This is a genomic window from Sphingomonas caseinilytica, from assembly GCF_023516455.1.
In the GTDB taxonomy this organism is placed as follows: domain Bacteria; phylum Pseudomonadota; class Alphaproteobacteria; order Sphingomonadales; family Sphingomonadaceae; genus Sphingomicrobium; species Sphingomicrobium caseinilyticum.
Genome location: NZ_JAMGBA010000001.1, coordinates 498,754 through 524,465, shown reverse-complemented (window position 1 = coordinate 524,465; position 25,712 = coordinate 498,754). Strand labels below are relative to the sequence as shown.

Here is a 25,712-nt window from a genome sequence, read left to right as displayed (position 1 = left end):
GAGGAGAAAGGCTAGCGAATGGCCACCGCAGAGCGCCGGAGCATTTCCCTGCAATGGCAGATGCTCATTGGATTCCTGGTCGGCCTCACGCTTGGGCTGATTGCGAATGCGGCGGCGGAGCCGGCATGGGCTGAGTGGATTTCCACTTATGTGACGGGTCCGATCGGGCAGATATTCCTCCGCCTGATCTTCATGATGGTCATCCCCTTGCTCATCTCCGCACTGATCGTCGGGATTGCGGAAATGGGGGATATCCGCGCCCTGAAGCGCGTCGGCCTTAAAACGCTTGCCTTTACGGTGGTGGTTTCGGGCATCGCCGTCGTGCTGGCACTGGCCGTCACCAACTATTTCCAGCCCGGCGTCGGCGTGGACCACGCCCAGGCGCAAGAGATGCTGGACAGTGCGCGGCAGGGAGCGGGAGCTATCCTTTCCGGACAGGCCGAAAAACCGACGGGTGTTGACGCGGTCCTGGCGATCATCCCCAGCAATATCGTCACCGCCATGTCGACCAGCGACATTCTCGCGGTCATGGTTTTTGCGCTGATCTTCGGCATCGGGATGCTGCTGACGGCGACGCCGCAGACCGCGCTGCTCCTCAATATCTTCGAAGCCATCTTCCAGGTTTCCATGCGGCTCATGGGCCTGATCATCCGTCTCGCGCCGATCGCCATCGCCTGTTTCATGTTCAACCTGGCGTCGCTGTTCGGCTGGGACCTTTTGGTGAAGCTCGGCGCCTATGTCGGCGTGGTCCTGCTGGCGCTCGGTGTTCACATGTTCGTGACTTATCCGCTGCTGCTGAAGTTCGCGGGCGGCGTATCCCCGCTGTGGTTCTTCCGCCAAAGCCAGGAGGCGATGGTCATGGCGTTCTCGACGGCATCGTCCAACGCCACCCTTCCAACCGCGATGCGCGTTGCCGAGGAGAAGCTGGGTCTGCCGCGCCGGGTCGCGCGCTTCGTGCTTACGATCGGCGCGACCGCCAATCAAAATGGAACGGCGATCTTCGAAGGCGTAACCGTCCTGTTCCTCGCCCAGTTCTTCGGCGTGGAGCTGAGCCTTGGTCAGCAGGCGGTCGTGCTGTTCATCTGCATCCTTGGTGGGATCGGAACTGCCGGCGTTCCCGCCGGGTCATTGCCGGTCGTGGCGCTTATCCTAGGCCTGATCGGCGTTCCGCCCGAAGGCATCGGCCTGGTCTTGGGCGTCGACCGCTTCCTCGACATGTGTCGGACGACGCTCAACGTCACCGGAGACCTGACCTGCGCGACGGTTGTCAGCCGGGGCGAGCCAGCCGACGACCGCGTCGTTCCCGCGCCCGCTACCTGAAGGAATCAGGCCCCTTGGCCGCTTCGCCGTCCGGCGCATGCAGCAGACTGTGACTGGACGGGGCATGAGGCGGCTCGATGTCGGCTGGCTCGATAGGATCGAGATTTCCTTCCCACTTGGCGACCACCACGCTCGCGACGGCATTGCCGACGACGTTGGTCGCAGAACGGCCCATGTCGAGGAAATGGTCGATCGCCAGCACGAGCAGGATGCCGGCTTCGGGGATGTTGAATTGCGATAGCGTAGCGGTGATGACCACCAGGCTGGCGCGCGGTACGCCGGCAATACCCTTTGACGTCACCATCAGGGTCAGGAGCATCGCGATCTCCTGGCCGAGAGTCAGGTCGATGCCATAGGCCTGCGCGATGAAAATCGCGGCGAAGGTCATGTACATCATCGAACCGTCGAGATTGAACGAATAGCCGAGCGGCAGGACAAAGCTGGCGATGCGCGGCGGCACACCGAAGCGGTCCAGCGCTTCCAAGGTGCGGGGGAAAGCGGCCTCGGAAGATGCGGTCGAGAAGGCCAGGACGATCGGGTCGCGGATGTAGCGCATCAGTTGGCGGGTGCGCTTGCCGACAATGAGGAAACAGACTCCCAACAGCAGTACCCAAAGCAGGATCAGGCCCAGGTAGAAGCTGCCCATGAAGTAGCCATAGGTGCCGAGGATGCCAGGGCCCCGCTCGGCAATCGTTGCCGTGACTGCCGCGAACACCGCGACAGGAGCGAAGCGCATCACATAGTCGGTGACCTGCAACATCACCTTCACCAGCGCTTCCATCGCGCGAACCAGCGGGCGGGCGGGCTCGCCGACGGCGGTGATGGCGACGCCGAGGAACAGGGAGAAGACGACGATCTGGAGGATCTGGTTCTCCGCCATCGCCTCGATCATCGATTCAGGGAAGATGTGCGTGACGAACTTGGCAAAGTCGAAGGCGGATCGGTCAACGCCGCTGGTTGCAGTCTCGGGCGGCAGCGGAAGGCCGACGCCGACCCCCGGCTGCAGCATGTTGACGAGGACGAGGCCGAGGGTGAGCGAGACGATGCTGGCGCACAGGAACCAGCCAACGGCCTTTATGCCAACCCGGCCCAGTGCCGACGTGTCACCCATATGCGCAATCCCAACCACCAGGGTCGAAAGCACCAGCGGCGCGATGATCATCTTGATGAGGTGAAGGAAGACGGTGGTCAGGATCGAGAAATAGTGCGCGATCTGCTCAAGCTTCGCTGTAGCCTCTGGCGTCCCATCCTGGATGGTCCCATTCAGGACCCATCCGACGAGGATGCCGAGCACCAGGCCCCCGAGAATATAATAAGTCAGGCGTTTGGCCACGTGTGCTCCCCTCTCGATTTGCCGCGCACCCAAGCCGCTGGCTGGTGTCGCGTCAAGGCAGCTTGTCACGATCTGAGCGGCAGGGCATCGCGAGCTCATGGATTCTCTCGACGATCTCGATCCCAAGTACCGCGTCATTCTCTGCGACATCTGGGGTGTCGTGCATGATGGTGGGCACCTGTTTCCCGGCGCGCAGGAACGGCTTCTCAAATGGAAGGATGAAAGCCGTCACATCATCCTTCTCACCAATGCGCCGCGGCCAGCGTCGTCGGTACAGCGCGCTCTCGATCGGCTGGGCCTCTCCCGCGACAGCTATGATGCGATTTCGACTAGCGGGGAGGCGGGAATCTCCGCGCTCACCCATCCGCCTCGACCGGTGGGCTTTCTTGGACTGGAGGACGATCGCGAGGACCTGCGATCGCGCGGCGTTACGATCATCTCAAGCAACTATGCCGAGCTTGCCTGCACCGGACTCAACGATCGATATGACGACCCCGAACAGTATCGCGACATGCTTGCGGGCCTCGCGCAATCGGGGGTCGTCATGCACTGTCTCAACCCGGATCGGGTCGTCATTCATCGTGGCAGGCGGGAAGCGTGCGCCGGGGCGCTGGCCGATATCTACGAAGCCATGGGCGGCCACGTCTTATGGTATGGGAAGCCGCACGGGCCGATCTACGACTATGCCCGCTCGCTGGCTGGCAACCCGCCGCTCGAAGAAATGGTGGCGATCGGCGATGGCCTGCCGACCGACATTTTAGGGGCCGCCAAATATGGAATCGATGCGGTCTATGTCAGTCACGGCATCCATGCCGGCGAGCCAGTGCCTGACGATTTCGCGTCAACGCACCGGCTCGGCGACTGGCATCCGATCCTGACCGTCGAAGGTCTCGCCTAGGCGGGTTCCGCCTCATGCTGCTGGACCACCTTATCGGCCAGGTGACCGCTTAGCTCGGCCAGATGGTCGAACTCCGCTTCGTAGCTGGCAAGTCCCTGGCTCATCGACCGAAGTTCCGCTTCAAGGCCGGTCAGCTCCGCTTCCGGGATCAGCGCTTCGATCCGGTCCCAACCGGTCCAGCCTTCGCGCGGACCCATGCCGAGCATCTGGCCGCGCCTGCTGGCGACTGCCGACGAGACCCGGCTGGTGGACACGGCGGGTGTTACCACGACCAGTTTCTGAACCGGTTCCAGAAGGTGCGGTACTGCCTCGGCCAACGCGTCCTGCATCGCGATCCGCCCGGCCAGGCGGAACGCAAGTTCGCTGGAATCCACGCTATGGTAGCTGCCGTCCAACAACGTCACTGCGACATCGACAACCGGAAAGCCAAGCGGCCCCTTTGCCATCGCGTCCTTGACGCCCTGTTCCACTGCCGGGATCCACTGCTTGGGAATTGCCCCGCCGTGGATCTTCTCCTCGAAATGGAAGCCGTCGCCGCGCCCAAGCGGCCTGATCTCGATGATCACGTCGCCATACTGTCCGTGACCCCCGGATTGCTTCTTGTGACGGCCGCGCTGCTGCGACGGTTTCCGGATGGATTCCCGATAGCCGATCGATGGCGCGTGGTGGCTGACTTCGACGCCGTACCGGCGTTTCAGCTTCGCCAAGGTCGTCTTCAGATGCTCGTCATTGACGCCGCGAAGTCGCATCTCATGGCTGGCCTCATCCTGTTCGAGCGTGAGGCTTGGATCCTCCTCGAGGATTCGGGCTAGCGCGCCGGACAGTTTCACATCGTCCTTGCGATCGGCCGGATGGATTGCGAGTGCGCAATTACGCGATGGGAAATCGATGTCTACCTTCGGAGGCAATTTGCCGGCCCCGAGCCAGTCGCCCGACTTCACTCCGTCTACCTTTGCTACTGCAATGACATCGCCATTGGCCGCGTCGGCGATCTTTGCGGTCTTCTCGCCCTGGACCGAGAAGAGCGCACCCAGCCGGCCGTGCTCGTCGTTCGAGTTCTTGAAATCGGTGTTTTCATGAACACCGCCGCCAAGCGCACGCGCCAGCGCCAGCCGCCCGACCGATCCCCCGTGAAAGATCTTGAACGCATAGACGGCGGGAGCATCGACCCCCAGCCTGGCTGCGGTCGATTCCGGACCCGGCGCCTCGTGGCGCAGGGCCTTCAGCAATCGCCGTACGCCCCAGCCGTTCTGGGCCGAACCGAACAGAACCGACACGCCAAGGTTGTCGCTCGTTTCGCGCTTCAGGTCCGCGAAAATAGTGCCCGGTTCCGGCACCTGGTCCATTAGCAATTGCTCTAGCAAATTGTCGTCGTGGTCGGCCAGCTGCTCCAGCAACTGGGTCCTGGCCTGCGCTTCGCGCTCCGCCAGTTCGTCGGGAAGCGCGATCGGCTCAGACGGCTTGCCGGGCACATAATGATAGGCGCGCTCCAGCGCGATATCGATGAAGCCGGTAACCTTTTCTCCTTCACGGATGGGAAGCTGGCGCGCGATCAGCGGCGACACGCTCATCGGCTGCAGTGAGGTCAGCAGGTCGCGGATCCGGCCATGGGCCTGGTCGATGCGGTTGACGAAAATGAGGTGGGGAATGCCAAGCTCGTCGAGCATCCGAAGGGCAGGGGCGGCAAGGGCGGCACGCGCCGGGTCCGGATCAACGACGACAATGGCGACATCGGCAACCGCCAGGCCGCGCGCGGCATCGGCGGAAAAGCCGATCGATCCGGGCGCGTCGATGATAGCGTATTTGTCGCCGAGGTAGGTGAAATTGTAGAGATTGGTTTCGGTCGATCCGCCGCGGGAGCGCGATTCCTCGCTGCTGTCACCGATGCTCGACTTGTTTGCGACCGAACCCTGCCTGTCGGTAGTTCCGCTGGCGAACAGAAATGCTTCCGCCAGGCTAGTCTTGCCCGCGCCGGCCGGTCCGACCAGCGCGATTAACCTCGTGCCATTGGTTGCTCCGGGCATGCGACTCTCCTTCCTCCGGTGTTGGCGGGGGCGCCGAGTCGCATGTCGAGCGGCAGGCGCTCTCCAAAGGAACAGCGTCGGACTCTTTCGCGCGAATGGCAAGTGGCGGAACGACGTCGCTTCTCCCGCGCTTGAAGATCCGCATGACGAAAGCTCCTCGGGACCGGCACGGCCGCAACGCCATCACCCCCTGGCAAATACCGCTGCGCGCCTGGAAGGACGTTGCGGTTCGCGTGTGGAACCAGAGCTGGCTCGATAATATCGGACTGGTTGCCGCAGGTGTCGCATTCTACGGCTTCCTGGCGCTGGTGCCGCTGCTTGGAATCCTGGTCCTGAGCTACGGCATGTTCGCCCAGCCGACGACGGTGATCGACCATGTTACGACGCTGGTCCGCTTCCTTCCACCCGATGTGGTGAAGCTGCTGGGCCAGTTGCTGATGAACGCCGTCCATGCCTCGGAGCAATCGAGCGGTTTCGGAATCCTGGCCGCACTCGGAGTCGCACTTTACGCCGGCAGCAATGGCGCGGGCGCGGTGATGAGCGCACTGAACATTGCCTATGAAGAAAAGGAAAAGCGCAGCCTGTTCCGCTTCTACGGGATTGCGATCGTCATCACGGTGGGCGCGACCTTGATTGCGCTGATCGCCTTGGCTGCGATGGCGGCAATTGGGGAGTTGGAGCGAATTTTGCCGAGGGCAACAGCCGCCTTGCTCGTCGCCGGGCGGATCGGCCTTTATGTCGGCATGGCCTTGTTGGCGGCCGGGATGGCAGCGGCGCTCTATCGCCTTGGTCCCTCGCGTGAGGATGCGCGCTGGCAGTGGCTGACACCGGGGTCGATCTTCACTTCGATTGTCTGGTTGCTGCTGGCGACGGGTTTCAGTTTCTATGTCACCCGGCTGACCGACTATAGCGCGACCTATGGTTCGATCGCGGCGATCGTCATGCTGCTGACGTGGATGTACCTGTCCGCCTACGCCTTCCTGTTCGGCGCGGAGCTTAATGCCGAGCTTGAGCACCAAACTTCCATGGACAGCACCACCGGCCGCGCCGAGCCGCTCGGCGAGCGCGGCGCGTGGGTCGCCGATCACGTCGCTGGGGTGAAGGACGCCGGTCTGTCCGAAAGAGGACCAAGTCTGGCGGAAGCGGGCCCGCCTCCTCCGGACGACGATCAGGCTGCCTCCGGTCGCGGGGAGTAAACTACCCCTCGCTCAATCGCCTATGCCGTTCGTCCTTCCCGAAGCGACGCTGAGCAACATTATCGCTGGCTAGGCTGGCCACACGATGCCAACGGGCAGTGAGATCACAATCTTTTTCAGGTGTGAGATCGGTCCTGTTGCCAACCCACATTGCGAATTACAGCTTGCGGGATATCCCAGCACGTCGCCTGATCGAACTTCAGGTATGACGGGCATTTTCAATTCGATTTAAGCGGGTGAATGAATGCTGATAGATAGCATTAAGCAGTTTATTAGTTCAATCAATGTCTTCTCACGTCTCAAAAAAATTGAGACAAAATATTCAGATATTCAGATTGAGTTGAGTCAATTCATTTCACTTCTGAATCTCAAGGATAAATCTATTTCCGTACCGCCGAAGCATTTACAAATTCGCGTCGCCGGCACTTATAACGATAAGTTTTTCATTAGCGGCCAGAGAATGTTAGACGATATCGAGCGGATATTGCAAAGCAACGGGCAGTCACTGTTCAAGTTTGATAATATTCTAGATTTTGGATGCGGCTGCGGTCGATTAATGATTCCGCTTGGATTCATGGTTCCTCCCGGGAGGATTTCCGGGACAGACATAGATATCAAGCCCATTCGTTGGCTAAACGCTCATTACCCGTCATTCCAGGACGTTGATGTGAACCGCGTGAAGGTCCCGACGAAGTATCCCGACGGCAAGTTTGATTTCATTTTCAGCATCAGCGTCTTCACGCACCTCCCTGAGAAAATGCAAAACGCTTGGCTGGCGGAGTTGTCGCGGATCCTGAAGCCAGGCGGCATCGGCCTCTTCACAACCCATGGTGAGAATCACTACAGCAAGCTTCCCAAGGCTGGGCTGAGCGAAATTAATTCTCGTGGATTCTACTACTCAACCGGATCAGGCACGGATGGTTTGCCTGATTTCTATCAAACCAGCTATCATACCCATGCGTATATTCGACGCAGATGGTCAAAATACTTTGATGTATTGTCCATCTCTGCAGAGGGCATCGGCAGGAATCAGGACGCTGTTCTCGTCAGGAAAAGGCACTGACCGCCGACAATCGGAGTTGATCCTTAAGCAGCCGGGAGCAGCCTTTGCTCGCCGGCCAAGCGGATCAGCGCGGCCTGCAGCTTCTCGAACGCGCGGACCTCGATCTGGCGGATGCGCTCGCGGCTGACGCCGTAGACCTGCGAGAGGTCTTCGAGCGTCTTGGGCTCGTCGATCAGGCGGCGCTCGGTCAGGATGTGCTTCTCGCGGTCGTTGAGGCTTTCCATCGCCTCGACCAGAAGCTCATGCCGAACCTGGCGCTCTTCATCGTCCGCCAGGATCTCGTCCTGAAGCGGCCCGTTGTCGACCAGGAAATCCTGCCACTGGCCTTCGCCGTCCGTGTCGCGCAGCGGAGCATTGAGGCTGGTGTCGCCGCCCATGCCCATGCGACGGTTCATCGAGACGACTTCTTCCTCGGTCACGCCAAGGTCGTTGGCGATCTTTCTGACCGCTTCCGGCTTCAGATCGCCTTCCTCGAACGCATCGATCTGGTTCTTCATCCGGCGGAGGTTGAAGAACAGCTTCTTCTGCGCCGCGGTGGTACCCATTTTGACGAGGCTCCACGAGCGCAGGATGAATTCCTGAATCGAGGCGCGGATCCACCACATCGCATAGGTGGCGAGGCGGAAGCCCCGCTCCGGCTCGAACTTCTTCACGCCCTGCATCAGGCCGATGTTGCCTTCGCTGATCAGCTCGCTGACCGGCAGGCCATATCCGCGATAGCCCATGGCGATCTTTGCAACGAGGCGGAGATGCGAGTTGACGAGGCGCGCGGCTGCGTCGGTGTCGCCATGTTCGCGCCACCGCTTGGCAAGCATATATTCTTCCTCAGGAGCAAGGATCGGAAATTTCTTGATCTCGCTGAGGTAGCGGTTGAGTCCGGCTTCGCCGCCAGAGGCGGGAATCGACACAACGCGGGTCGCATTAGCCATCGTTTCGTTCACTCCCTCGCCAGGGGGCACGCCCCTTAGCTGTTTTATTTCTATACACCAAGTGCGGTGAACAGTTCCTGCATGTCCGACGGAAGGGCACTGTCAAACGACAAACGACCTTTCGTCACCGGATGAATGAACCCCAAGTGCGCAGCGTGCAGCGCCTGCCGCTTGAAGTCCAATTGATTAAGTAACTTTCTGTGAACGGCTTTTCCGCGCCCGTAGACCGGATCGCCGACCAGCGGATGGCCGATCGAGGCCATATGCACCCGGACCTGGTGGGTCCGGCCCGTCTCCAGGCGGCATTCGACCAGCGCAGCATCGTTGAGCAATTCCAGCCGCTTCCAGTGTGTGACGGCCCGCTTACCCTTGCCGGCAGAGACAATCGCGATCTTCTTGCGGTTCTGCGGCGAACGGGCGAGAGGTGCGTCGACCGAACCGTCGGCCTGCCGCGGAACGCCGGAGACGATCGCCAGGTAGCGCCGGTCGATCGAGTGATCCGCAAATTGCTTGGCCAATCCTTCATGAGCCTTGTCATGCTTGGCGATGACCAGCAGGCCAGAGGTATCCTTGTCGATCCGATGTACGATGCCCGGCCGCGCTACGCCGCCGATGCCGCTAAGCGACCCGCCGCAATGATGAAGCAGTGCGTTGACCAGCGTTCCGTCGCGGTTTCCGGCCGCCGGATGGACCACCAGACCGGCCGGTTTGTCGACCACCAACAGATGCTCATCTTCATAAACGATGGGCAGCGGTATTTCCTGCGGCTCGTTATGGGCCGGCTCCGGTGCCGGGATCGCCAAGATGAAGCGCTCGTCGCCCTTAACCTTGATCGCCGGGTCGCGGACAGCGTTGCCATCGCGGGTCAGCGCGCCGGCCTTGGTCAGCACCTTCAGCCGCTCGCGCGAAAGGCTCGGAACCGTGGCAGCGAGTGCGCGATCGAGCCGCCAGCCTGCATGGCTGGCGTCGAGCGCTATTTCGACTTCGCTATACCCCCCGGTCATTGATCCCAATCTGGGAATTGGGCTTGTAGGATTCAATGGGGGCAAATGCTTGCTTCAGGTTAAAGTCCCGCTATTCACTTGGCCATGAATTCAGTCGAACTTGCCAGCCTTCTCTGCTCCCGTCTTTGCCACGATCTCCTGTCGCCGGTCGGAGCGCTCAACAACGGAATCGAATTGCTCGCGGACGAGCAGGACCCGGACATGCGCGAGCGCTGCCTGGAACTGCTTGCGGAAAGCGCCCGGGCGACCGCCAACAAGTTGAAATTCTTCCGCCTGGCATTTGGCGCTGGCGGTGGCTTCGGTGATGAGATCGATACGCGCGAGGCGAGGACTGCTCTCGAGGGCCTTTATGGCGCAGACAAGCGGACCGAGCTCGGCTGGATGGTGGCTGACGACAAGCTGCCCAAGGGAGCGGTAAAACTCCTGCTCAACCTGGCGATGATTGCCGGCGATGCGCTGGTTCGCGGCGGGCGGCTCGATGTCGGGGCGGAGCGGCGGAACGGTGCGCTTGAAATGGTGATCCGGGCAGAAGGTCCGCGGATCCTGCTCGATCCCAAGCTTCGCGAAACGATCGCGCAAGGACATTCGGGCGGCGAAGTTGAGCCGCGTGCCGCGGGTGCCTGGTTGGCACATACGTTGGCAAAGGAGGCCGGGGGCTCGATCCAGCTCAGCGATCCGGAAGACCAGACGCTGCTGATTGGCGTTACCCTCCCGAATTTAGGGTCGGGACAGGGCTAACGAGGCGTTAACACCTTGGCGGCATAGAGGACCCAAGCAACTTTAGCTGGGTAGGGCTTCGCCTCCGATGGACGACCTCATTGCCGATTTCGTGGCCGAGTGCCGGGAAATGCTCGAATCGCTGGGCGGCGAAATCGTCGCCTGGGAAGCAAATCCCGACGATCGAAGCCGCCTCGACAGCATCTTCCGCTTTGTCCACACGGTGAAGGGCAATTGCGGCTTCTTCGATTTTCCCCGCCTCGAGGCCCTGAGCCACGCTGCCGAGGACGCGCTTGCAGACTGCCGCTCCGGCCGCAGGGTTCCGGACGGGGCGCTCGTCAGTGCTGTCCTCGCAATCATCGATCGTATCGGCGAAATGATTGCCGCGATCGATGCCGGCGAGGAACTTCCGTCGGGCGATGACAGCGGTTTGATCGACGCGCTCGCGCCCGGTGCTGAAGGTGCGGCGGCACCGGCAGTCGCTACCGTCGTTGCCGACAATGGCGCAAAGGGCAGCAACGCGACGCCGCGCACGATCCGGCTTTCGGTGGAGCTACTGGACCGGGTGATGTCCGGCGTGTCCGACATGGTGCTCGCCCGCAACGAACTTGCCCGCCGCCTCCGCGAAGCGCCAGGCGAAGTCGAAGTCGGCGGAGCGTTCGAGCGCTTGTCGGGGATTATCGCCGAGATGCGCGACGCGATTACCCGGACGCGCATGCAGCGGATCGAAAATCTGTTCGTAGCCCTGCCGCGCATGGTGCGCGACCTGTCATCGGAACTCGGCAAGCAGGTGCTGGTGGATATCGACGGCGGCGATGTCGAGCTGGACCGCGAGATGATCGAAATGATCCGCGATCCGCTGACCCACATCATCCGCAACGCGGTCGATCATGGGATCGAGCCGCCGGCTGACCGGTTGAAGGCCGGGAAGCGCGAAATTGGCCTGCTTTCCGTCTCGGCGCGCCAGTCGGGCAATCAGATCCTGATCGAAATCGCCGACGACGGCAAAGGCATCGACGGCTCCAAGCTGGTAGAGAAGGCGCTGGCCAACGGCGTCATCGAGCGCGATGTCGCGCAGCGGCTGTCGAAGGGCGAGCAGCTGGCCCTGATTTTCGAAGCGGGCCTTTCGACCGCAAAGGAAGTCACCGCCATTTCCGGACGTGGTGTCGGAATGGATGTCGTCCGTTCGAACGTCGAACGTATCGGCGGTGTCGTCGAGGTCGATTCCTTACCCGGCAAGGGAACGCGGATGACGCTTCGCGTTCCGCTCACCCTGACGATCATTCCGGCGCTCACCGTGTCGATCGGCAAGCAGCATTTCGCAATTCCGCGTTCGGCGATCGAAGAGATCGTCCGCGCCAATGGCGCCAGCGTCACGCTGGAAACGATCGGCGGGGCAGGGGTCGCGACCATTCGCGGCCGCCGTGTGCCTGAGGTCGCCCTCGCCGATGTGCTGGGTCTGCCCAACACGATGAGCGACGACGAACGCACGCTGGTCGTACTGAGGCCGTCGGGCGGGGATGTTTATGCACTGGCTGTCGACCGCATCCATGACCATGAAGAACTGGTGGTTAAGCCCGCCGCACCAGCGGTGATGGCGACCGGCCTTTATGCCGGCACCACCTTGGCCGACGACGGAAGTCCGATCCTGCTGTTCGATCCGGCCGGTCTTGCCCAGGTTGGCGGGGTGCGCCTCGAAACGCTGGAACGCGGCGGACGCGCTGCGGAAGCACCGGCCGCTGCCAATTCGAATGAGATCCCGGTCCTGCTCTTCCGCGGGCTCGACGGCGCGCGGCGCGCACTTCGCCTCGGCGTGGTCGATCGCATCGAGGAAGTGGAAGCGAAGGATGCCATTCGCCACAGCGCCGGGCAGCTTCGGGTCCAGCTGGGCGATGCGATCTTGCCGCTTGCCGGCGTTGACCAACCCGATGCCCTCGAAGGCAAGGTTCGCGTTTTCCGCCTTAACGATGGCAGCCACGAGATCGGCTATGCCTTCCGCGAGGTGATCGACCTCAAGAGCCTGGATCGCGACGTGATTCCCGCAGATGCACCCGGTGATGTCGGCGGCGTCACGCTGATCGAAGGCGAGCCCGCCGAACTGATCGACGCCCACTGGATCTTCGCCGAGTATCTTGGCGTGGCGGCGACGCGGCCTGCCGCGCAACTGGTCTGCCGACTGCCGGAGAATGACGCCTGGATGCAGAATATGCTCCGCCCCATCATCGAGGCTGCCGGCTATTTGGTCATCGGCGAGAAGGACGAGCTTAGCGCGGACATCACGATCGTCTCGCAGGACCGCGAAATCGCGGCCGAACAAGGCGGGCGGGTGCTGCGACTGGCGACCGACCCTGACGCCGCAGACGGTTTGGACAGTGTCTACCGATATGACCGCACAGGCCTGCTGATCGCGCTCAAGGCCGCAAGCGCGGGGAGGCGTTGATGAACGAGTTGCTGCTGATCGTTTCGATAGCCGGAAGCCGTGTGGCGATGCCTGCCGCGGCGGTGGAAAGCGTGGTCGAACTGGATACGCTGATCCCGGTGCCTCGCGCTCCGGCCCATCTCGCCGGCCTGTCCGCGCTTCGCAGCCGCGTCCTCACCGTGATCGACTGCCAGCGATCGCTGGAGTTGGGAGCGACCGACCTTTCCGACGGCAACATCCATGAAGCGGCGGTCGTCGAGCTGGACGGTCATAATTATGCGCTGACGGTCGATGCGGTCGAAGACGTCGTCGAAGCGCTGTCCGAGCCGGCCGCGATCCGGGCTGCCATGGGAGAAGGGTGGGAACGCGTCTCGCTGGGAATGGTCGAAACGGAAGAGGGGCCGCTGCTCCTGGTCGATGTCGCGGCCTTGATTGCCGGCCCAGGCGCTGAAGCGCGCGCGGCTTAAGATGTTCGTTACCCTTATCGCTTACATAAACTCGTCAAACGCACGGGAAGACATATGAAAACCTGCCTCATCGTCGACGACAGCAAGGTGATCCGCAAGGTCGCGCGCCACATCCTCGAGACCCTGGAATTCCAGGTCGAGGAAGCCGGCGACGGCCGTGAAGCGCTCGATCGCTGCGAGGCAAAAATGCCGGATGTCGTCCTGCTCGACTGGAACATGCCCGTGATGAGCGGCATGGAATTCCTGAAGCTGCTTCGGCAGCGCGGTCATTCCGACCAGCCCAAGGTCGTTTTCTGCACGACGGAAAACGACATGGCGCACATCCGCGCGGCACTGGAGGCCGGAGCGGACGAATATGTGATGAAGCCGTTCGATCGCGAAACGCTTCACATCAAGCTACAACTCGTCGGCGTCGCCTGAGGCTCTCATGAGCGGCGCGCTCGCCACTTCCCGGGCCAGCCATCGGGCGGGGCCCGACCGAGAATCACGCCGGCCGATCAAGCTGATGATCGTCGACGATTCGATGGTCGCGCGCGCGGTGCTCAGCCGGATGATCGACGCGGACGGCAATTTCGAGATCGCCGGAATCGCCGGGACGGCCGAAGACGCAATCGAAGCGCTGGGTCAGGTGATGGTTGATATCGTCGTCCTGGACCTGGAAATGCCCGGCGTGGGCGGGCTGAAGGCGCTTCCCAGAATTCTCGAGGCCGCAAAGGGCGCGAAGGTGTTGATCGTCTCGTCGCTTGCCGAAGAGGGGGCGGAGGAAACGGTGGCTGCACTGGCGCTCGGCGCTGCTGACACGCTGCCCAAGCCCGGGACGGGTCGTTTCAACGGCCGCTTCTCCGAAGTGCTACTCAGCAAGCTTCGCGGCCTTGGTTATGCGGACCGGAGCTCGGTCCGGCCCAGCCAACCGGCATCGTTGCCGCAGGTCATCCGCCCGCAAAGCAGCCAAGCATTGAGGCTGGTAGCAATCGGCGCCTCGACCGGAGGCATCCAGGCGCTGGGCGCCTTTTTTGCCGCGCTTCCGGCGCGCATCGGCGTTCCGATCCTCGTGACGCAGCATTTGCCACCCGCCTTCATGACGGTCTTCGCGCGGCAATTGTCGGTCGCAGCGGGAAGGGAGGCCGTTGTCGCACAGGACGGGACCCAGTTGCTTCCCGACTGCATCGTCATCGCTCCTGGCGAGGCTCACATGCTCGTCGACGAGGTCAACGGCTTGCTGATCGCTCGCCTACTAAAGACCAAAGTCTCCAGCGGTTGCATGCCTTCGGTCGATCCCATGCTGGCGTCGGCAGGTGCCGTACTTGGCGGGGGCGCGCTTGGTATCGTCCTGACCGGAATGGGTCGCGACGGAGCGGAAGGCGCACGCAAGCTTATCGAAGCGGGCGGCTCGGTCATGGCACAGGACGAATCCACGTCCGCGGTGTGGGGAATGCCGCGTGCCGTAGCCGAGCTGGGCTTGGCCTGTGCTGTACTCTCGCCCGACAAGCTGGCTCGCCGGGTGGGGTCGCGTGCCGAGGAGGGCCCGTGCAAGTAAGCGACAGTTCCAGTCGAATTCTGGCTGGACTCCTCGAAGCTCGTACCGGTCAACAGCTGACGATGAGCCGTCGCTGGCGGATCGAGACGGCACTTGCCGCGCTGCTCCGCGAACGGGGGATCCCGAGCCTCGACGAGCTGATCACCATCCTCGTGATGGGGCGCGAACCTAGCCTTGCTACCCAGGTCGTCGAGGCACTTCTCAATAACGAAACCTATTTCTTTCGTGACCGGGCTCCATTCGACCTGCTGTCGCGGTCGGCACTTCCAAAGCTGATGCAGCGGCGTGCCGCTACCAAGCGTCTGACGATCTGGTCGGCCGGCTGCTCAACCGGGCAGGAAGCCTATTCCCTTGCAATGCTGTTCGCCGAAGACCCGGTGAAATGGGCAGGCTGGACCATCGACATATTGGGGACGGATGTCAGCGAGGCGGTGGTGCGGCGCGCGCGGGAAGGACAATATAGCCAGTTTGAGGTCCAGCGCGGCCTTGGCATCAACCAGATGATCCGCTGGTTCGAGGAAACCGAAAATGGATGGCGGGCCGTCGAGCCGCTCCGCCGGACGGTCCGGTTCCAGGTACAGAACCTGCTTGAACCGGCGCCCCATCCCGGCAAGTTCGACATCGTCCTTTGCCGTAATGTGCTGCTCTACCTGAACTCAGAGCGGCGCGGCGTGGTATTCGACCGCATTGCCGATGCGATGGTGCCGGACGGTTGGCTGATGCTTGGCGCGGGCGAAACTGTAATCGGCCAGACGCGCCGGTTCGAGGCGGATTCCGAGGCGCGCGGACTCTATCGGCGGACAGGCACGGATTTGCCGCAAATCGCCGTTGGGGCTTGACTTGGTAGGCACGTCCACGAGTCGACAAGCATAACAAATTGTCTCCTCGACACCCTCACATCCACAGGATTTCGGATGGCTGTACGTGCCAGTCGGTGGCGATGACGTTGGCGGCATTGGCATCGTTGTAGGCAAAGCCGCCATCGGCCTCACCCAGCCAGTTGGTCATCTGCCCATTGTCCCGGCGCCACAATATGTCGTCGCGGCCGTCGCCGTTGAAGTCGCCAACCCCGGCAATGCGCCAGTCGGTAGCGATGACGTTGGCGGCATTGGCATCGTTGTAGGCAAAGCCGCCATCGGCCTCGCCCAGCCAGTTGGTCATCTGCCCATTGTCCCGGCGCCACAATATGTCGTCGCGGCCGTCGCCGTTGAAGTCGCCAACCCCGGCAATGTGCCAGTCGGTGGCGATGACGTTGGCGGCGTTGGCATCGTTGTAGGCAAAGCCGCCATCGGCCTCGCCCAGCCAGTTGGTCATCTGCCCATTGTCCCGGCGCCACAAAATGTCGTCGCGGCCGTCACCGTTGAAGTCGCCAACCCCGGCAATGCGCCAGTCGGTAGCGATGACGTTGGCGGCATTGGCATCGTTGTAGGCAAAGCCGCCATCGGCCTCGCCCAGCCAGTTGGTCATCTGCCCATTGTCGTTGCGCCACAAAATATCGCTGCGCCCATCGCCGTTGAAGTCGTTGCGGGCGTCGCTGGCAGGCGAATGGCCTGCGAAGTCCGCCGACGAAAGCGAGCTCAGGGAGACATTCTCAAGGACGAGGAACGGGGCGGCGGCGTAAGTGCTGTCGCTGGATCCATCGCGGTCGATGGAGAGCACAACCTTTCCAGCCTGCTGCTCAAGCTGCAGGTATCCCGAGGTGAATGGATTTGATTGACCATCCCATCCGATCAGCTGGTTCTGTAGATAATAGCCCCACTCGATATGATCTTCACCGGGAACATAGTCGGCAATTGTGATCAGCATTTCGCCAATGAGCGTGGGGTCGTTTTGGGATAGATCAATGATGTCGGCGTTCGCGCCCAGCGTCAGCTTGATGTCCTGGCGAGCGCCAAGGATGATGAAGAGATCTGCTCCGCTGCCAAGGGAGGCAGTCAGCGTTCCGCGATCGAAATTCTGGTAGGTAAGTTGATCGTCGCCATCGCCCGCAATGATGGTGAGGTCTTCAGAGACGTCGCGAAACGTCCGATAAACCCTGATCCAGTCGTTGCCGGTTCCAGCGTCGACCGAGTCCGAGCCGCCATCATGATATAGATCGATGAAATCGTTACCTGCGCCGCCTTCTACAACATCGTTCCCTTGCCCCGGCCGAATCGTATCGTACCCGTCGCCGCCTCGAAGGATGTCGTTTCCAGTCGAGCCGTCGATGGTGTCATCGCCACCCAGCCCGTTGATGATGTCTTCGCCATATCCACCATTGAGCGTGTTATCGGCGCCATCTCCCGTGAGGTTGGTGGGGGCTGCAGGCACGCCATTGGGTGAGAACCCCCCAAAATTCTCGGCAACGAAACTCCCGGTGCTGACGTTCTGAAATATGACGACGTCCTGGAAATCGCTTACGCCCGCGATTCCGCTCATCTGTAGGACCGCATCTGCCCCACGCTGGACGAGCCGGATTACGCCGGCTTCGAATGGATTGGATTGGCCGTCCCATTCGCCGTAGCGACTCAGCAGCTGGTGCATCAAAACACTGTCGCCGACCGCACCGGTCTGGAAATCGGTCACAATGCGGCTGGTCTGCCCCGCCCCCTGAATCGGCTGGAAGAGATCGAGATTGAGGACATCGCGTCCGGTCCCGAGCGTGATTTGTTGCGAATTGTTCGATGTGACGAGTGATACGGAATCGTCGCCGGCTCCCGCATCGATCACAACACTGCCAGAAGCGTAGCTCCAGGCGGTAATCATGTCGTTGCCGTCTCCGCCCCGGATCGTCACCGCCTCGTTCAGGCTCGAATCAAGGCGATACAGGGATATGAAATCGTTGCCGGCTCCGCCGTCCAGGATGTCATTTCCAGCGTCGCTATCAGTTATGACGTCGTCGCCGCCCTCTCCGAGGAGCGTGTCGTTGCCGGCGCCTCCGTTCAGAAAGTCATCGCCCTCACCGCCTCGAAGGGTGTCGTTGCCACCCATGCCATCGAGACGGTTTGATCCGCCATCACCAACAAGCGTATCATTGCCGCTAATCGAGCCGATTATGCTTTCGATGCTTACGAGCGTGTCGATATTGTCCCAAAGAACATTCTGCGGCCCGGCAATCGAGAGGTTTACAGTGACTCCCAAAAATGAATTGCTGTAGCTTGCCGTGTCATTTCCTGAACCGCCGTTCAGCGTGTCAGTGCCTTCGCCTCCGTGAAGCAGGTCGTCACCATCATTACCGAATAGCGTATCGTTGCCTGCCCCTCCGAAAAGCCGATTGTTGCCCGAGTTGCCGGTGATCAAGTTATCCAAGGCATTACCGCTGCCAGTCAGGAACGAGTTGCCCAGCAGCTCGAGATTTTCGACGTTTCCCGGTAAGGTGAAACTTGCGGCGGTGCTGCGAACCGTATCGGTCCCGTTGTCCGTGTCTGACTCGATAACGACGTCCAGGGCGGTGTCGACGTAGTAAATATCATTGCCCCACCCGCCCAGCATCGTGTCGTTGCCGGTGCCGCCATCGAGAGTGTCGTCGCCCAGGCTCCCGCTGAGCATGTCATCGCCGCCTAGCCCCAAGAGATGATTGGACTGATCGTTGCCCTGGATTGCATTCGCGAGTTCGTTGCCGGCGCCGTAGCTCGCAACCCCGCCCAACCAGAGGTTCTCGACGTTGGCGGGTAGGGTGTAGGACGAGGAAGCTTGAATTTCGTCGATACCTTCGTCCGCATTCTCGACGACTTCATCACCATTCGATATGTAGATGTCATTGCCGGTGCCGCCGATCAGAGTGTCCATACCGGGTCCGCCATCAAGGAGGTCATCTCCTCCGCCGCCGGTCAGGCGATCCATGCCATTTCCGCCGTACAGGGCGTTGGCGCTCGCATTACCTGTTAGAAAATCGCCGTAGTTCGAGCCGATGACATTTTCGATTCCGATCAGTGTATCGTTGCCGGAACTGCCGGTGTTCTGGGGTACGGTCCAATTGAGGTCGATCCGGGTTTCTCCGGCACCATTGGAATAGTCCGCAGTATCGATTCCTGCGCCGCCATCGAGGACATCATTGCCCGCTCCGCCGTCAAGCGTGTCGTCGCCCTCACCGCCGTTCAGTTGATCATTGCCGCCCAAGCCACGCAAAATGTCATCGCCGTCAAGCCCGCTGATGACGTCATCGGTTACCGTACCGTCGAGCGTGTCATTACCGGAAGTTCCGTTAATCGTCGGCATTCAGGACTCCGCACAAATCGATCAAGGGAATTTCAGGCAGTCGATGATTTGCGGGAGCGGGTTGCCCTCGCCATTGTCGCAACGACTGAATGAGTTCCCCCAAGTTAAACTGGCACCGGCGCACAAACTGCGCGTATGCAAGTCTCAGAATTATCAACGAAATTCTTTAACGCAACAATATAGTTCTGGTAAGGATTAAAGAAAATCGAGTCAGGCTGGCAATTTGTCCCGCTTTACCGCGCCGTTTCGTTCGGCAGCCACAACCGTTCTGGCTTGACCTGAGGCCCACTAGTGTGCGCCATTGCTGGTCATGGACATAACGCGCTGCCCATCGCCGAATTTCGACGAGCGACAGCTGCCCGTTTCCATGATCGTCCTGCACTACACGGGAATGCCGGATGCCGAAGGCGCGCTCAATCGCCTGAGGTCGCCGGAGGCCAAGGTTTCCGCCCATTATCTGGTGGATGAGCAAGGCGAAGTCTTCCAGCTGGTCGACGAAGAAAAACGCGCCTGGCATTCAGGACGAAGCTATTGGCGCGGCATCACAGACGTCAATTCGGCCAGCGTCGGCATCGAGATCGTCAATCCCGGCCATGAGTTCGGCTACCGACCGTTTCCGGATGAACAGATGGCTTCGGTGATCCCGCTCGTCGCCGACATCAAGGAGCGGCACGGAATTGGCCGAGGCAATGTCGTAGGGCATAGCGACGTAGCTCCGGCGCGCAAGGAGGATCCAGGCGAGCTCTTCCCCTGGTGGGAACTGGCGAAGCGGCGGCTGGCGCTGCCAAGCCCGTCACGCGACCTTATGGACCCTTACTGGACCGACGCCGGCTTCCTGCTCGCGCTGGAGCGGTTCGGCTATGAAGTGACCGATACACAAAAGGCGGTCATCGCCTTCCAACGCCGTTTTCGACCCGACCTTATTGACGGGATCATCGACGGCGAATGCCGCGCCAAGCTGCTCGCGCTCTTGCTGCCCCGGCCTCAATAGACCATATCGGCACCCGCCAGGGGACCGGGCGGCCGCGGCTCGCGCAAGCGGGGCGAGGAAAGTCCGGGCTCCACGGAACAACGGTGCCGGGTAACGCCCGGCGGTTTTCGCTTCGGCGGGAATTAGGGAAAGTGCCACAGAAAGCATACCGCCTGCCTTTGGGCGGGTAAGGTCGAAAGGGTGCGGCAAGAGCGCACCGCGCGTCCGGCAACGGACGCGGCACGGTAAACCCCACCGGGTGCAAGACCGAATAGGGGCGGCATATGGGCCTGTTCCGGCTCGTCGCCCGGGTTGGTCGCTTGAGGCGGAGGGCAACCTTCGTCCTAGAGGAATGGTCGCCGATCTCCTTCGGGAGTGAACAGAACCCGGCTTACAGGTCCCCTGGCATTTCGTATGAAGGACGGAAATGGCGAAACCGACGCGATCGGACGATTGGGGATTTCCCCGCTGGCGGGCCTACGGCGCGAAGGGCCGTGCGGCAGCGCGCGTCCGCCTGTGCGATCGCGATGGCTGTAACGAAGTGGGCGACCGGCCGGCGCCCAAGGCGCCGAACAATCCAGAGCGCTGGATGTTCTGCGAGACGCATGCAGCCGAGTACAACAAGAACTGGAATTACTTCGCCGGATTGACCGCCGAAGAGGCCGCCCGCCGTGCAGCGGAAGAGGAGAGCGGAGCTTCAGCCTTCCGAAGCAGTGCCCACTACGCCTGGGGCGGGCCGGGAGATGGCACCCGCAGCCGCGATGAGATGCGCGCGCTGGATACGTTGGAGCTGGAGTCGGATGCCGATTTCAAGGCGGTGAAGTCGGCCTATCGCCGCCTCGCAAAAGAACATCACCCTGATCGCCACAAGGGCGAAAAGGAGGCGGCCAAACGCTTTCACGCCATCCAGGCCGCTTATGATGTGTTGAAGCGGGCCGAGGAACGAAAGACCGGCGCCAAGCTCTAGGGATTGAGCATGAAGGTGCCGGCGGCCTGTGCAATTGGCTTATCGGGGTCCTCGCCGTGGGCCAGTCCGCGAACGAACGCGACCTGGCGCGTCAGCTTGTAGCATTTGCACCGGGCAATGACCGTTTCACCTTTCAATGCGGGCCGAAGATAGTCGAGCCTGAGGTCGATGGTGACGAGCGGCTGGAAGTGCCCCAGCGCCATCCACACCGAAGCCCCGCCGCACGTATCGAGCAGGCTGACGATCGCTCCGGAAGCCAGGATGCCTTGATCCGGAATTCCAACCAGTTCCTCGCGCCAGGGGAGGGCCAGTTCGATCCAATCCTCGGCCGATTGCCTGTACTCAAGTCCAAGCGCGCGGCCATGGCCGTAATTGCGGGCCATGGCGAAGAACCGCTCAGGATCGAACGCGCCGACCCGTGGATCGAAGGCCTCGGAGTCGCTCATGCTGCCGCCAGTCGTGCCGCGGTTTCCTGGACGAGCGCAATCATGTTGGGAACGCCCTGGGTCCGATTGGACGAAAGCTCCCGGGTCAGATTGAACGGTTCGAGAAGCTCCCGGATGTCCAACGCAGCGACTTCTGACGGATGCCGATCCTGCACAGCCGACAGGATCAAGGCCACGACGCCCTTTGTGATCGCCGCGTTGCTGTCGGCAAGGAAATGAAGCCGGCCGTCGGGCAGGCGGGTGGGATATACCCAGGTCGACGAAGAACATCCGCGCACTTTTGTGGCGTCGGTCTTCAGAGCGTCGGGCATAGGTTCCAGCTGCCGGCCAAGTTCGATCAGCAAGCGGTAACGATCCTCGCTGTCGAGGAATTCATATTCATCGGCGATATCGGAAAGGGCGGGGAGGGCGGTCATACCTGCCACTTAGTGCGTAACTCCCCTCCCATCTAGGGAGGGGAGAATTCAGCGGTCGCGCAATTCCTCGATCTGCCGCGACAGCGTGTCTTCCTTCTCCACGGCGATGCGTTCGAGGACGTGGATCCGTTCCTTGAGCTGTTTCACTTCGTCCTGCAGCCGGCGGGTTTCCGCGCGCTCCTGTACGGAAACCTCATTGCCGTCGCCCCGATGGCGATGGCCGTATTTTGCACGCAATACCGAAGCGATCATCACTGCGACCACGATGATCGCCACCATCTCAAAGGGATTCACTGGACCTTGTCTCCTTTTGCGAGCCGCGGCGTGCGCAACGCCTCGATCTGCGCGGCGGTTTCGAGTCCGCCGTCCGTCACGATCTTTTCCAGCACTCTGACCCGCGCTTCAAGCTCTGCGTTCGATGCAGCATATTGCGCGGCCTTTTCGGCGGCCAGGAGAGTATCGGCTTCGAGCTTCTTCTCGCGAAATCGGAAGAAACGGTGGAAACCGTAAAAAAGCATCATCGTCGGCAGGCCGATGACGATCAGTGCGATCATCACTTCGCCGGGACCCATCATGCATGCCCTCCTTTATCGAGCGCCAGCTGGTCGATCTCCTTGGCGAGGCGAAGCGGCTGGTCGGTGACGATGCGTTCGATCGTTTCCAGCCGGTCCTTGACTGAGCCAAGTTCGGCGCGGAGCTGGGCGTTCTCGGTGGTCAGGAGCTTGATGCGCTCCTGCGATTCCTTGTCGGTGTGCGGATGGATCGCGCGGCCCCAGCTGTTCTCAAGCGGATAGCCATGCTTGATGCGAAGCCAGGTGGTGATGACCCAGCCCCCGACCGCCACGGCTGTGATGGCCAATATGTACGGAAACACGTCGGTTAATTGGGACAGCAATATTGCCTTGTCAGCATCCATGTAAGTAACCCCCTAGCGCAGTTTCTCAATTTCATCGGCGAGTTGGCGAGATGGATCGGTGGCGATCCGCTCGAGTACCTTCAGCCGCTCCTCGAGCCGGCCGACAGTGGCCTTCAGTCGCTCGTTTTCGGCCGCCAATTCCTTGGTGGTGTCGTCATTGGGATCACGGCGGTGCATCGTGTTCCCCCAGTCATCGGTTAGCGGATAGCCATGTTTGGCGCGGATGGCGGTAGTGATGACCCACGCCAACATGCTCATGGCGACAAGCGCAAGAACGAAAGCTGGACCCCCAAAGCTCATTCATCATCCCCTGGTCTTGATCGTGGTTTAGCGCAGGTCTTCGATTTCCCGCGCCAGGCTGCGGTTCTCGGTCGTGACATAGCTTTCGATGTCAGCAAGGCGCCGGTCGATATCGCGCAGCCGACCGCGGATATCGCGGGCGGTCCGCGTCGGCGAGGCGCGGACGCCCTGCCAGAACCTTTGCTCTTCCTTGTCTTCCAGCGCCAGTTCGCGCGGCTGATCGTCAGCCATGAACCCGGCGACGAAGTAGAGCGGCAGGACGCTGAATCCGCTCATCAGTACGGCACTGACGAACATGATCCTGACCAGCGTGACATCGAGACCCGTGTAGTCGGCGATGCCGGCGCAAACGCCCATCACCTTTCCGTTGCGCTTGTCGAGATAGAACCTCGTTCTGCTCGGAGGCTGGGTCATGGTTACTCTCCGTCGGACAGGAGCCGTTGGCGGCCCGGCTCGGGCAGGCTCTGCTGGCGCCAGCTCGGATTCTCGGCGGTCATGATCCGCTCGATCGTGTTCAACCGATCGTCGAGCCGCCGCGCTGCATCGTGCAATTCATCGAGCAGCTTCTCGTCGGATCCGGACAGCGTGGCCGCCGTCTTCCAGCGAGTGATGTAGTGAAAAACCAGCCACGGCAGGCCAATGAACAGCGTGACTATAGCAATTACCGGAATAAATTCGTCCACTTACGCCCCCTTGGCCTTCATTGCTGCCTTCATTGCTTCGAGCTCCGCATCGACCTTGTCGGTTGCCCTGAGCTCCGCAATTTCCTCTTCCAGGCTCTTCGGCCCGGTCATTCCCAACGCATCCGCGCGGCCTTCGGCGAAGTCCGCACGGCGTTCAAGCTGTTCGAAGCGCGAGAAGGCATCTTCGGTGCGGCTGCCGTTCAGCATCTCGCTGGTTCGGGCGCGGGTGACTGCGCTCTCGATCCGGTTGGCGATGGCGTTCTGGCGGGCACGTGCTTCGCGAAGCTTGCCCTGCAGCTTGGCGATATCGGCCTCATAGCCTTTCAGCGTTTCCTCGATCGAGCCCAGCTCCAGCCGAAGTCCCTCAGCCATGTCCGCCGCTTTCTGGCGTTCGATGAGGGCCGCCTTGGCGAGATCGTCGCGATCCTTGGACAGGGCAAGTTCGGCCTTCTCGGTCCAGCTCGACTGCAGCTCGTCGAGCCGAACGAGCGCCCGCTTCATTTCCTTGCTGTCGGCGATCGAACGCGCGGCCGAAGCGCGAACCTCGACCAGTGTCTCTTCCATTTCGAGGATGATCATGCGGATCATCCGCGCCGGATCTTCGGCGCGATCCAGCAGCTCTGTCATATTGGCTGCGAAAATATCCCGGGTCCGGGAAAAAATGCCCATCGAGCACTCCAGATAATAATGTCCAATCACAAATGCTCTTGCACGCTTTGTGCCAGAAATTAACTTCTCCAGTAAATCCGCAAAAACCGCCAATTTTCGACCAACGACTGTGCGAAATATCTTGCTACTTGGTGGGATTTAACACCACATATTAGTGGATGGAACGGGCCAATCAATTCGTGGGGCAAAGCCTGGCGTTTCTCGACTCTGTCGAGCGCGCGAGCCGTGCCGCGCCGCTCAACCGGCCCGTGCTTGTTATTGGCGAGCGCGGCACGGGCAAGGAATTGATTGCCGAACGTCTGCATCACCTGTCGTCACGCTGGGCTGGCCCGCTGGTGACCATGAACTGCGCGGCACTGCCGGAGAATCTGATCGAGGCTGAGCTGTTCGGCCATGAGGCGGGAAGCTTCACCGGAGCCGCGAAGACGCGTCACGGGCGTTTCGAAGAGGCGGATGGCGGAACGCTTTTCCTCGACGAGCTGGCGACCTTGTCCTCACCCGCGCAGGACAGGCTGCTCCGCGCCGTGGAATATGGCGAGGTGACGCGCATTGGTGCTTCCAAGCCGATCCAGGTCGACGTGCGCATTGTGGCCGCGACCAATGAGCATCTGCCGAAGCTGGTTCTGGAGGGACGATTCCGCGCCGACCTGCTCGACCGGCTTTCCTTCGAAGTTGTGACTTTGCCGCCGCTTCGTGCCCGGAAGGGCGACATCGCACTACTTGCCGAGCATTTCGGGCGGCGGATGGCCGTGGAGCTAGACTGGCCCAACTGGCCAGGATTCTCGGACCGCGCGGTGGCGGAGCTCGAAGTCTATAGCTGGCCGGGCAACGTCCGCGAGCTTCGGAACGTCATCGAGCGGGCGGTCTATCGCGCGGAGGATCCGGAGCGCGCGATCGACGAGATCCAGTTCGACCCGTTTGCCTCACCTTGGATTTTGAGTCCCGATCCTGCGGGTGCGGTCGAGGTTGCTGCGTACGGCGCCCATTCGCAGTCTGCTGCTCAAGTGGACCCAGCTGTAGCGGCGCCGATCGCGTCGCCATCTTCGACCAATGATTTGCGCGGCGCGGTCAATGCGTATGAGAAGGCGCTGTTGGAAGAGGCCTTGGCCAAGCATCGTTTCAACCAGCGGACAACGGCCACCGCCTTGGGCCTAAGCTATGATCAGCTACGCCACGCCATGAAGCGTCACCAGTTGGCGGTCAGCAACTAGCGGGACAGGCCCTCGGAATTGCGCGCCACT

The 25,712-nt window shown here is 61.3% G+C and carries 27 protein-coding genes and 1 other RNA gene; 14 read left to right on the top strand and 14 right to left on the bottom strand.

Annotation, left to right across the window (positions count from 1 at the left end):
* Window positions 1–18 precede the first annotated feature (18 nt).
* On the top strand, window positions 19–1,320 hold the full coding sequence (locus LZ496_RS02640; protein WP_249903037.1) for a dicarboxylate/amino acid:cation symporter: 1,302 nt from the start codon (window positions 19–21) through the stop codon (window positions 1,318–1,320).
* Here the strand turns inward: LZ496_RS02640 and LZ496_RS02635 are convergent.
* Window positions 1,313–2,653 (bottom strand): dicarboxylate/amino acid:cation symporter, encoded by a 1,341-nt coding sequence (locus LZ496_RS02635; protein WP_249903036.1) that lies wholly within the window; start codon window positions 2,651–2,653, stop codon window positions 1,313–1,315. The genes LZ496_RS02640 and LZ496_RS02635 overlap by 8 nt on opposite strands.
* A gap of 97 nt (window positions 2,654–2,750) precedes the next feature.
* Between LZ496_RS02635 and LZ496_RS02630 the strand changes: the two genes are divergently transcribed.
* The gene (locus LZ496_RS02630; RefSeq protein ID WP_249903035.1) at window positions 2,751–3,551 is read left to right on the top strand and encodes a TIGR01459 family HAD-type hydrolase; all 801 of its coding nucleotides are present in this window, start codon (window positions 2,751–2,753) and stop codon (window positions 3,549–3,551) included.
* Here the strand turns inward: LZ496_RS02630 and LZ496_RS02625 are convergent.
* On the bottom strand, window positions 3,548–5,575 hold the full coding sequence (locus LZ496_RS02625) for an elongation factor G (RefSeq protein WP_249903034.1): 2,028 nt from the start codon (window positions 5,573–5,575) through the stop codon (window positions 3,548–3,550). The two genes, LZ496_RS02630 and LZ496_RS02625, sit on opposite strands and share 4 nt — an antisense overlap.
* Before the next feature lie 143 nt (window positions 5,576–5,718).
* Between LZ496_RS02625 and LZ496_RS02620 the strand changes: the two genes are divergently transcribed.
* Both LZ496_RS02620 and LZ496_RS02615 read left to right on the top strand, forming a co-directional pair.
* Window positions 5,719–6,771: a YihY/virulence factor BrkB family protein gene (locus LZ496_RS02620; RefSeq protein WP_249903033.1), complete on the top strand. Its 1,053-nt coding sequence runs from the start codon at window positions 5,719–5,721 to the stop codon at window positions 6,769–6,771.
* A gap of 244 nt (window positions 6,772–7,015) precedes the next feature.
* Window positions 7,016–7,834: a class I SAM-dependent methyltransferase gene (locus LZ496_RS02615; protein ID WP_249903032.1), complete on the top strand. Its 819-nt coding sequence runs from the start codon at window positions 7,016–7,018 to the stop codon at window positions 7,832–7,834.
* Window positions 7,835–7,857: 23 nt separating this feature from the next.
* Here the strand turns inward: LZ496_RS02615 and rpoH are convergent, their stop codons facing one another.
* Window positions 7,858–8,763: an RNA polymerase sigma factor RpoH gene (rpoH, locus tag LZ496_RS02610; protein WP_249903031.1), complete on the bottom strand. Its 906-nt coding sequence runs from the start codon at window positions 8,761–8,763 to the stop codon at window positions 7,858–7,860.
* Between the two features lie 50 nt (window positions 8,764–8,813).
* Window positions 8,814–9,767, bottom strand: coding sequence for an RluA family pseudouridine synthase (locus LZ496_RS02605; protein WP_249903030.1), 954 nt, complete (start codon window positions 9,765–9,767; stop codon window positions 8,814–8,816).
* An 84-nt stretch (window positions 9,768–9,851) separates the two neighbouring features.
* On the opposite strand from LZ496_RS02605, the gene LZ496_RS02600 reads away from it, so the two are divergent.
* From LZ496_RS02600 to LZ496_RS02575, 6 genes are all read left to right on the top strand, one after another.
* Window positions 9,852–10,505, top strand: a complete 654-nt coding sequence (locus LZ496_RS02600) for a histidine phosphotransferase family protein (protein WP_249903029.1) — start codon at window positions 9,852–9,854, stop codon at window positions 10,503–10,505.
* Window positions 10,506–10,572: 67 nt separating this feature from the next.
* Window positions 10,573–12,924: a chemotaxis protein CheA gene (locus LZ496_RS02595; protein ID WP_249903028.1), complete on the top strand. Its 2,352-nt coding sequence runs from the start codon at window positions 10,573–10,575 to the stop codon at window positions 12,922–12,924.
* Window positions 12,924–13,370: a chemotaxis protein CheW gene (locus tag LZ496_RS02590; RefSeq protein WP_249903027.1), complete on the top strand. Its 447-nt coding sequence runs from the start codon at window positions 12,924–12,926 to the stop codon at window positions 13,368–13,370. Before LZ496_RS02595 ends, LZ496_RS02590 begins: the two co-directional genes overlap by 1 nt.
* Window positions 13,371–13,424: 54 nt before the next feature.
* On the top strand, window positions 13,425–13,790 hold the full coding sequence (locus tag LZ496_RS02585) for a response regulator (protein WP_235066540.1): 366 nt from the start codon (window positions 13,425–13,427) through the stop codon (window positions 13,788–13,790).
* Window positions 13,791–13,797: 7 nt separating this feature from the next.
* The gene (cheB, locus tag LZ496_RS02580; RefSeq protein ID WP_249903026.1) at window positions 13,798–14,907 is read left to right on the top strand and encodes a chemotaxis-specific protein-glutamate methyltransferase CheB; all 1,110 of its coding nucleotides are present in this window, start codon (window positions 13,798–13,800) and stop codon (window positions 14,905–14,907) included.
* Window positions 14,908–14,969: 62 nt separating this feature from the next.
* Window positions 14,970–15,746, top strand: coding sequence for a CheR family methyltransferase (locus LZ496_RS02575; RefSeq protein ID WP_249903025.1), 777 nt, complete (start codon window positions 14,970–14,972; stop codon window positions 15,744–15,746).
* A gap of 55 nt (window positions 15,747–15,801) precedes the next feature.
* Here the strand turns inward: LZ496_RS02575 and LZ496_RS02570 are convergent, their stop codons facing one another.
* Window positions 15,802–19,104, bottom strand: a complete 3,303-nt coding sequence (locus LZ496_RS02570; RefSeq protein ID WP_283937866.1) for an FG-GAP-like repeat-containing protein — start codon at window positions 19,102–19,104, stop codon at window positions 15,802–15,804.
* Between the two features lie 310 nt (window positions 19,105–19,414).
* Here LZ496_RS02570 and LZ496_RS02555 point away from each other — a divergent pair, with 310 nt between their 5' ends.
* From LZ496_RS02555 to LZ496_RS02545, 3 genes are all read left to right on the top strand, one after another.
* A complete protein-coding gene (locus tag LZ496_RS02555; RefSeq protein WP_249903024.1) occupies window positions 19,415–20,095 on the top strand; it encodes an N-acetylmuramoyl-L-alanine amidase in 681 nt (226 codons plus the stop codon).
* A gap of 16 nt (window positions 20,096–20,111) precedes the next feature.
* An RNA gene (gene rnpB, locus LZ496_RS02550) (RNase P RNA component class A) lies at window positions 20,112–20,484 on the top strand.
* Between the two features lie 17 nt (window positions 20,485–20,501).
* Entirely contained in the window at window positions 20,502–21,041 is a 540-nt protein-coding gene (locus LZ496_RS02545) for a J domain-containing protein (RefSeq protein WP_249903023.1), read from the top strand.
* Here LZ496_RS02545 and LZ496_RS02540 read toward each other — a convergent pair.
* Genes LZ496_RS02540 through pspA form a run of 9 tightly spaced genes read right to left on the bottom strand, consistent with a single transcriptional unit; the run spans window position 21,038 to window position 24,471 of the window.
* A complete protein-coding gene (locus LZ496_RS02540) occupies window positions 21,038–21,487 on the bottom strand; it encodes a PaaI family thioesterase (protein ID WP_249903022.1) in 450 nt (149 codons plus the stop codon). The genes LZ496_RS02545 and LZ496_RS02540 overlap by 4 nt on opposite strands.
* Window positions 21,484–21,903, bottom strand: a complete 420-nt coding sequence (locus LZ496_RS02535) for a SufE family protein (RefSeq protein WP_249903844.1) — start codon at window positions 21,901–21,903, stop codon at window positions 21,484–21,486. The genes LZ496_RS02540 and LZ496_RS02535 overlap by 4 nt, the downstream gene beginning before the upstream one ends.
* A 48-nt stretch (window positions 21,904–21,951) precedes the next feature.
* A complete protein-coding gene (locus LZ496_RS02530) occupies window positions 21,952–22,197 on the bottom strand; it encodes a hypothetical protein (protein WP_249903021.1) in 246 nt (81 codons plus the stop codon).
* Window positions 22,194–22,475: a hypothetical protein gene (locus LZ496_RS02525; RefSeq protein ID WP_249903843.1), complete on the bottom strand. Its 282-nt coding sequence runs from the start codon at window positions 22,473–22,475 to the stop codon at window positions 22,194–22,196. Before LZ496_RS02525 ends, LZ496_RS02530 begins: the two co-directional genes overlap by 4 nt.
* Window positions 22,475–22,819 (bottom strand): hypothetical protein, encoded by a 345-nt coding sequence (locus tag LZ496_RS02520; RefSeq protein ID WP_249903020.1) that lies wholly within the window; start codon window positions 22,817–22,819, stop codon window positions 22,475–22,477. The genes LZ496_RS02525 and LZ496_RS02520 overlap by 1 nt, the downstream gene beginning before the upstream one ends.
* 12 nt (window positions 22,820–22,831) lie before the next feature.
* Window positions 22,832–23,119, bottom strand: coding sequence for a hypothetical protein (locus LZ496_RS02515; protein WP_249903019.1), 288 nt, complete (start codon window positions 23,117–23,119; stop codon window positions 22,832–22,834).
* Between the two features lie 27 nt (window positions 23,120–23,146).
* On the bottom strand, window positions 23,147–23,533 hold the full coding sequence (gene pspC / locus LZ496_RS02510; protein WP_249903018.1) for an envelope stress response membrane protein PspC: 387 nt from the start codon (window positions 23,531–23,533) through the stop codon (window positions 23,147–23,149).
* A gap of 2 nt (window positions 23,534–23,535) precedes the next feature.
* On the bottom strand, window positions 23,536–23,802 hold the full coding sequence (gene pspB / locus LZ496_RS02505) for an envelope stress response membrane protein PspB (RefSeq protein WP_249903017.1): 267 nt from the start codon (window positions 23,800–23,802) through the stop codon (window positions 23,536–23,538).
* Window positions 23,803–24,471 (bottom strand): phage shock protein PspA, encoded by a 669-nt coding sequence (pspA, locus tag LZ496_RS02500; protein WP_249903016.1) that lies wholly within the window; start codon window positions 24,469–24,471, stop codon window positions 23,803–23,805.
* A gap of 158 nt (window positions 24,472–24,629) precedes the next feature.
* Between pspA and pspF the strand changes: the two genes are divergently transcribed.
* The gene (gene pspF, locus LZ496_RS02495) at window positions 24,630–25,682 is read left to right on the top strand and encodes a phage shock protein operon transcriptional activator (protein ID WP_249903015.1); all 1,053 of its coding nucleotides are present in this window, start codon (window positions 24,630–24,632) and stop codon (window positions 25,680–25,682) included.
* Window positions 25,683–25,712: the final 30 nt, after the last annotated feature.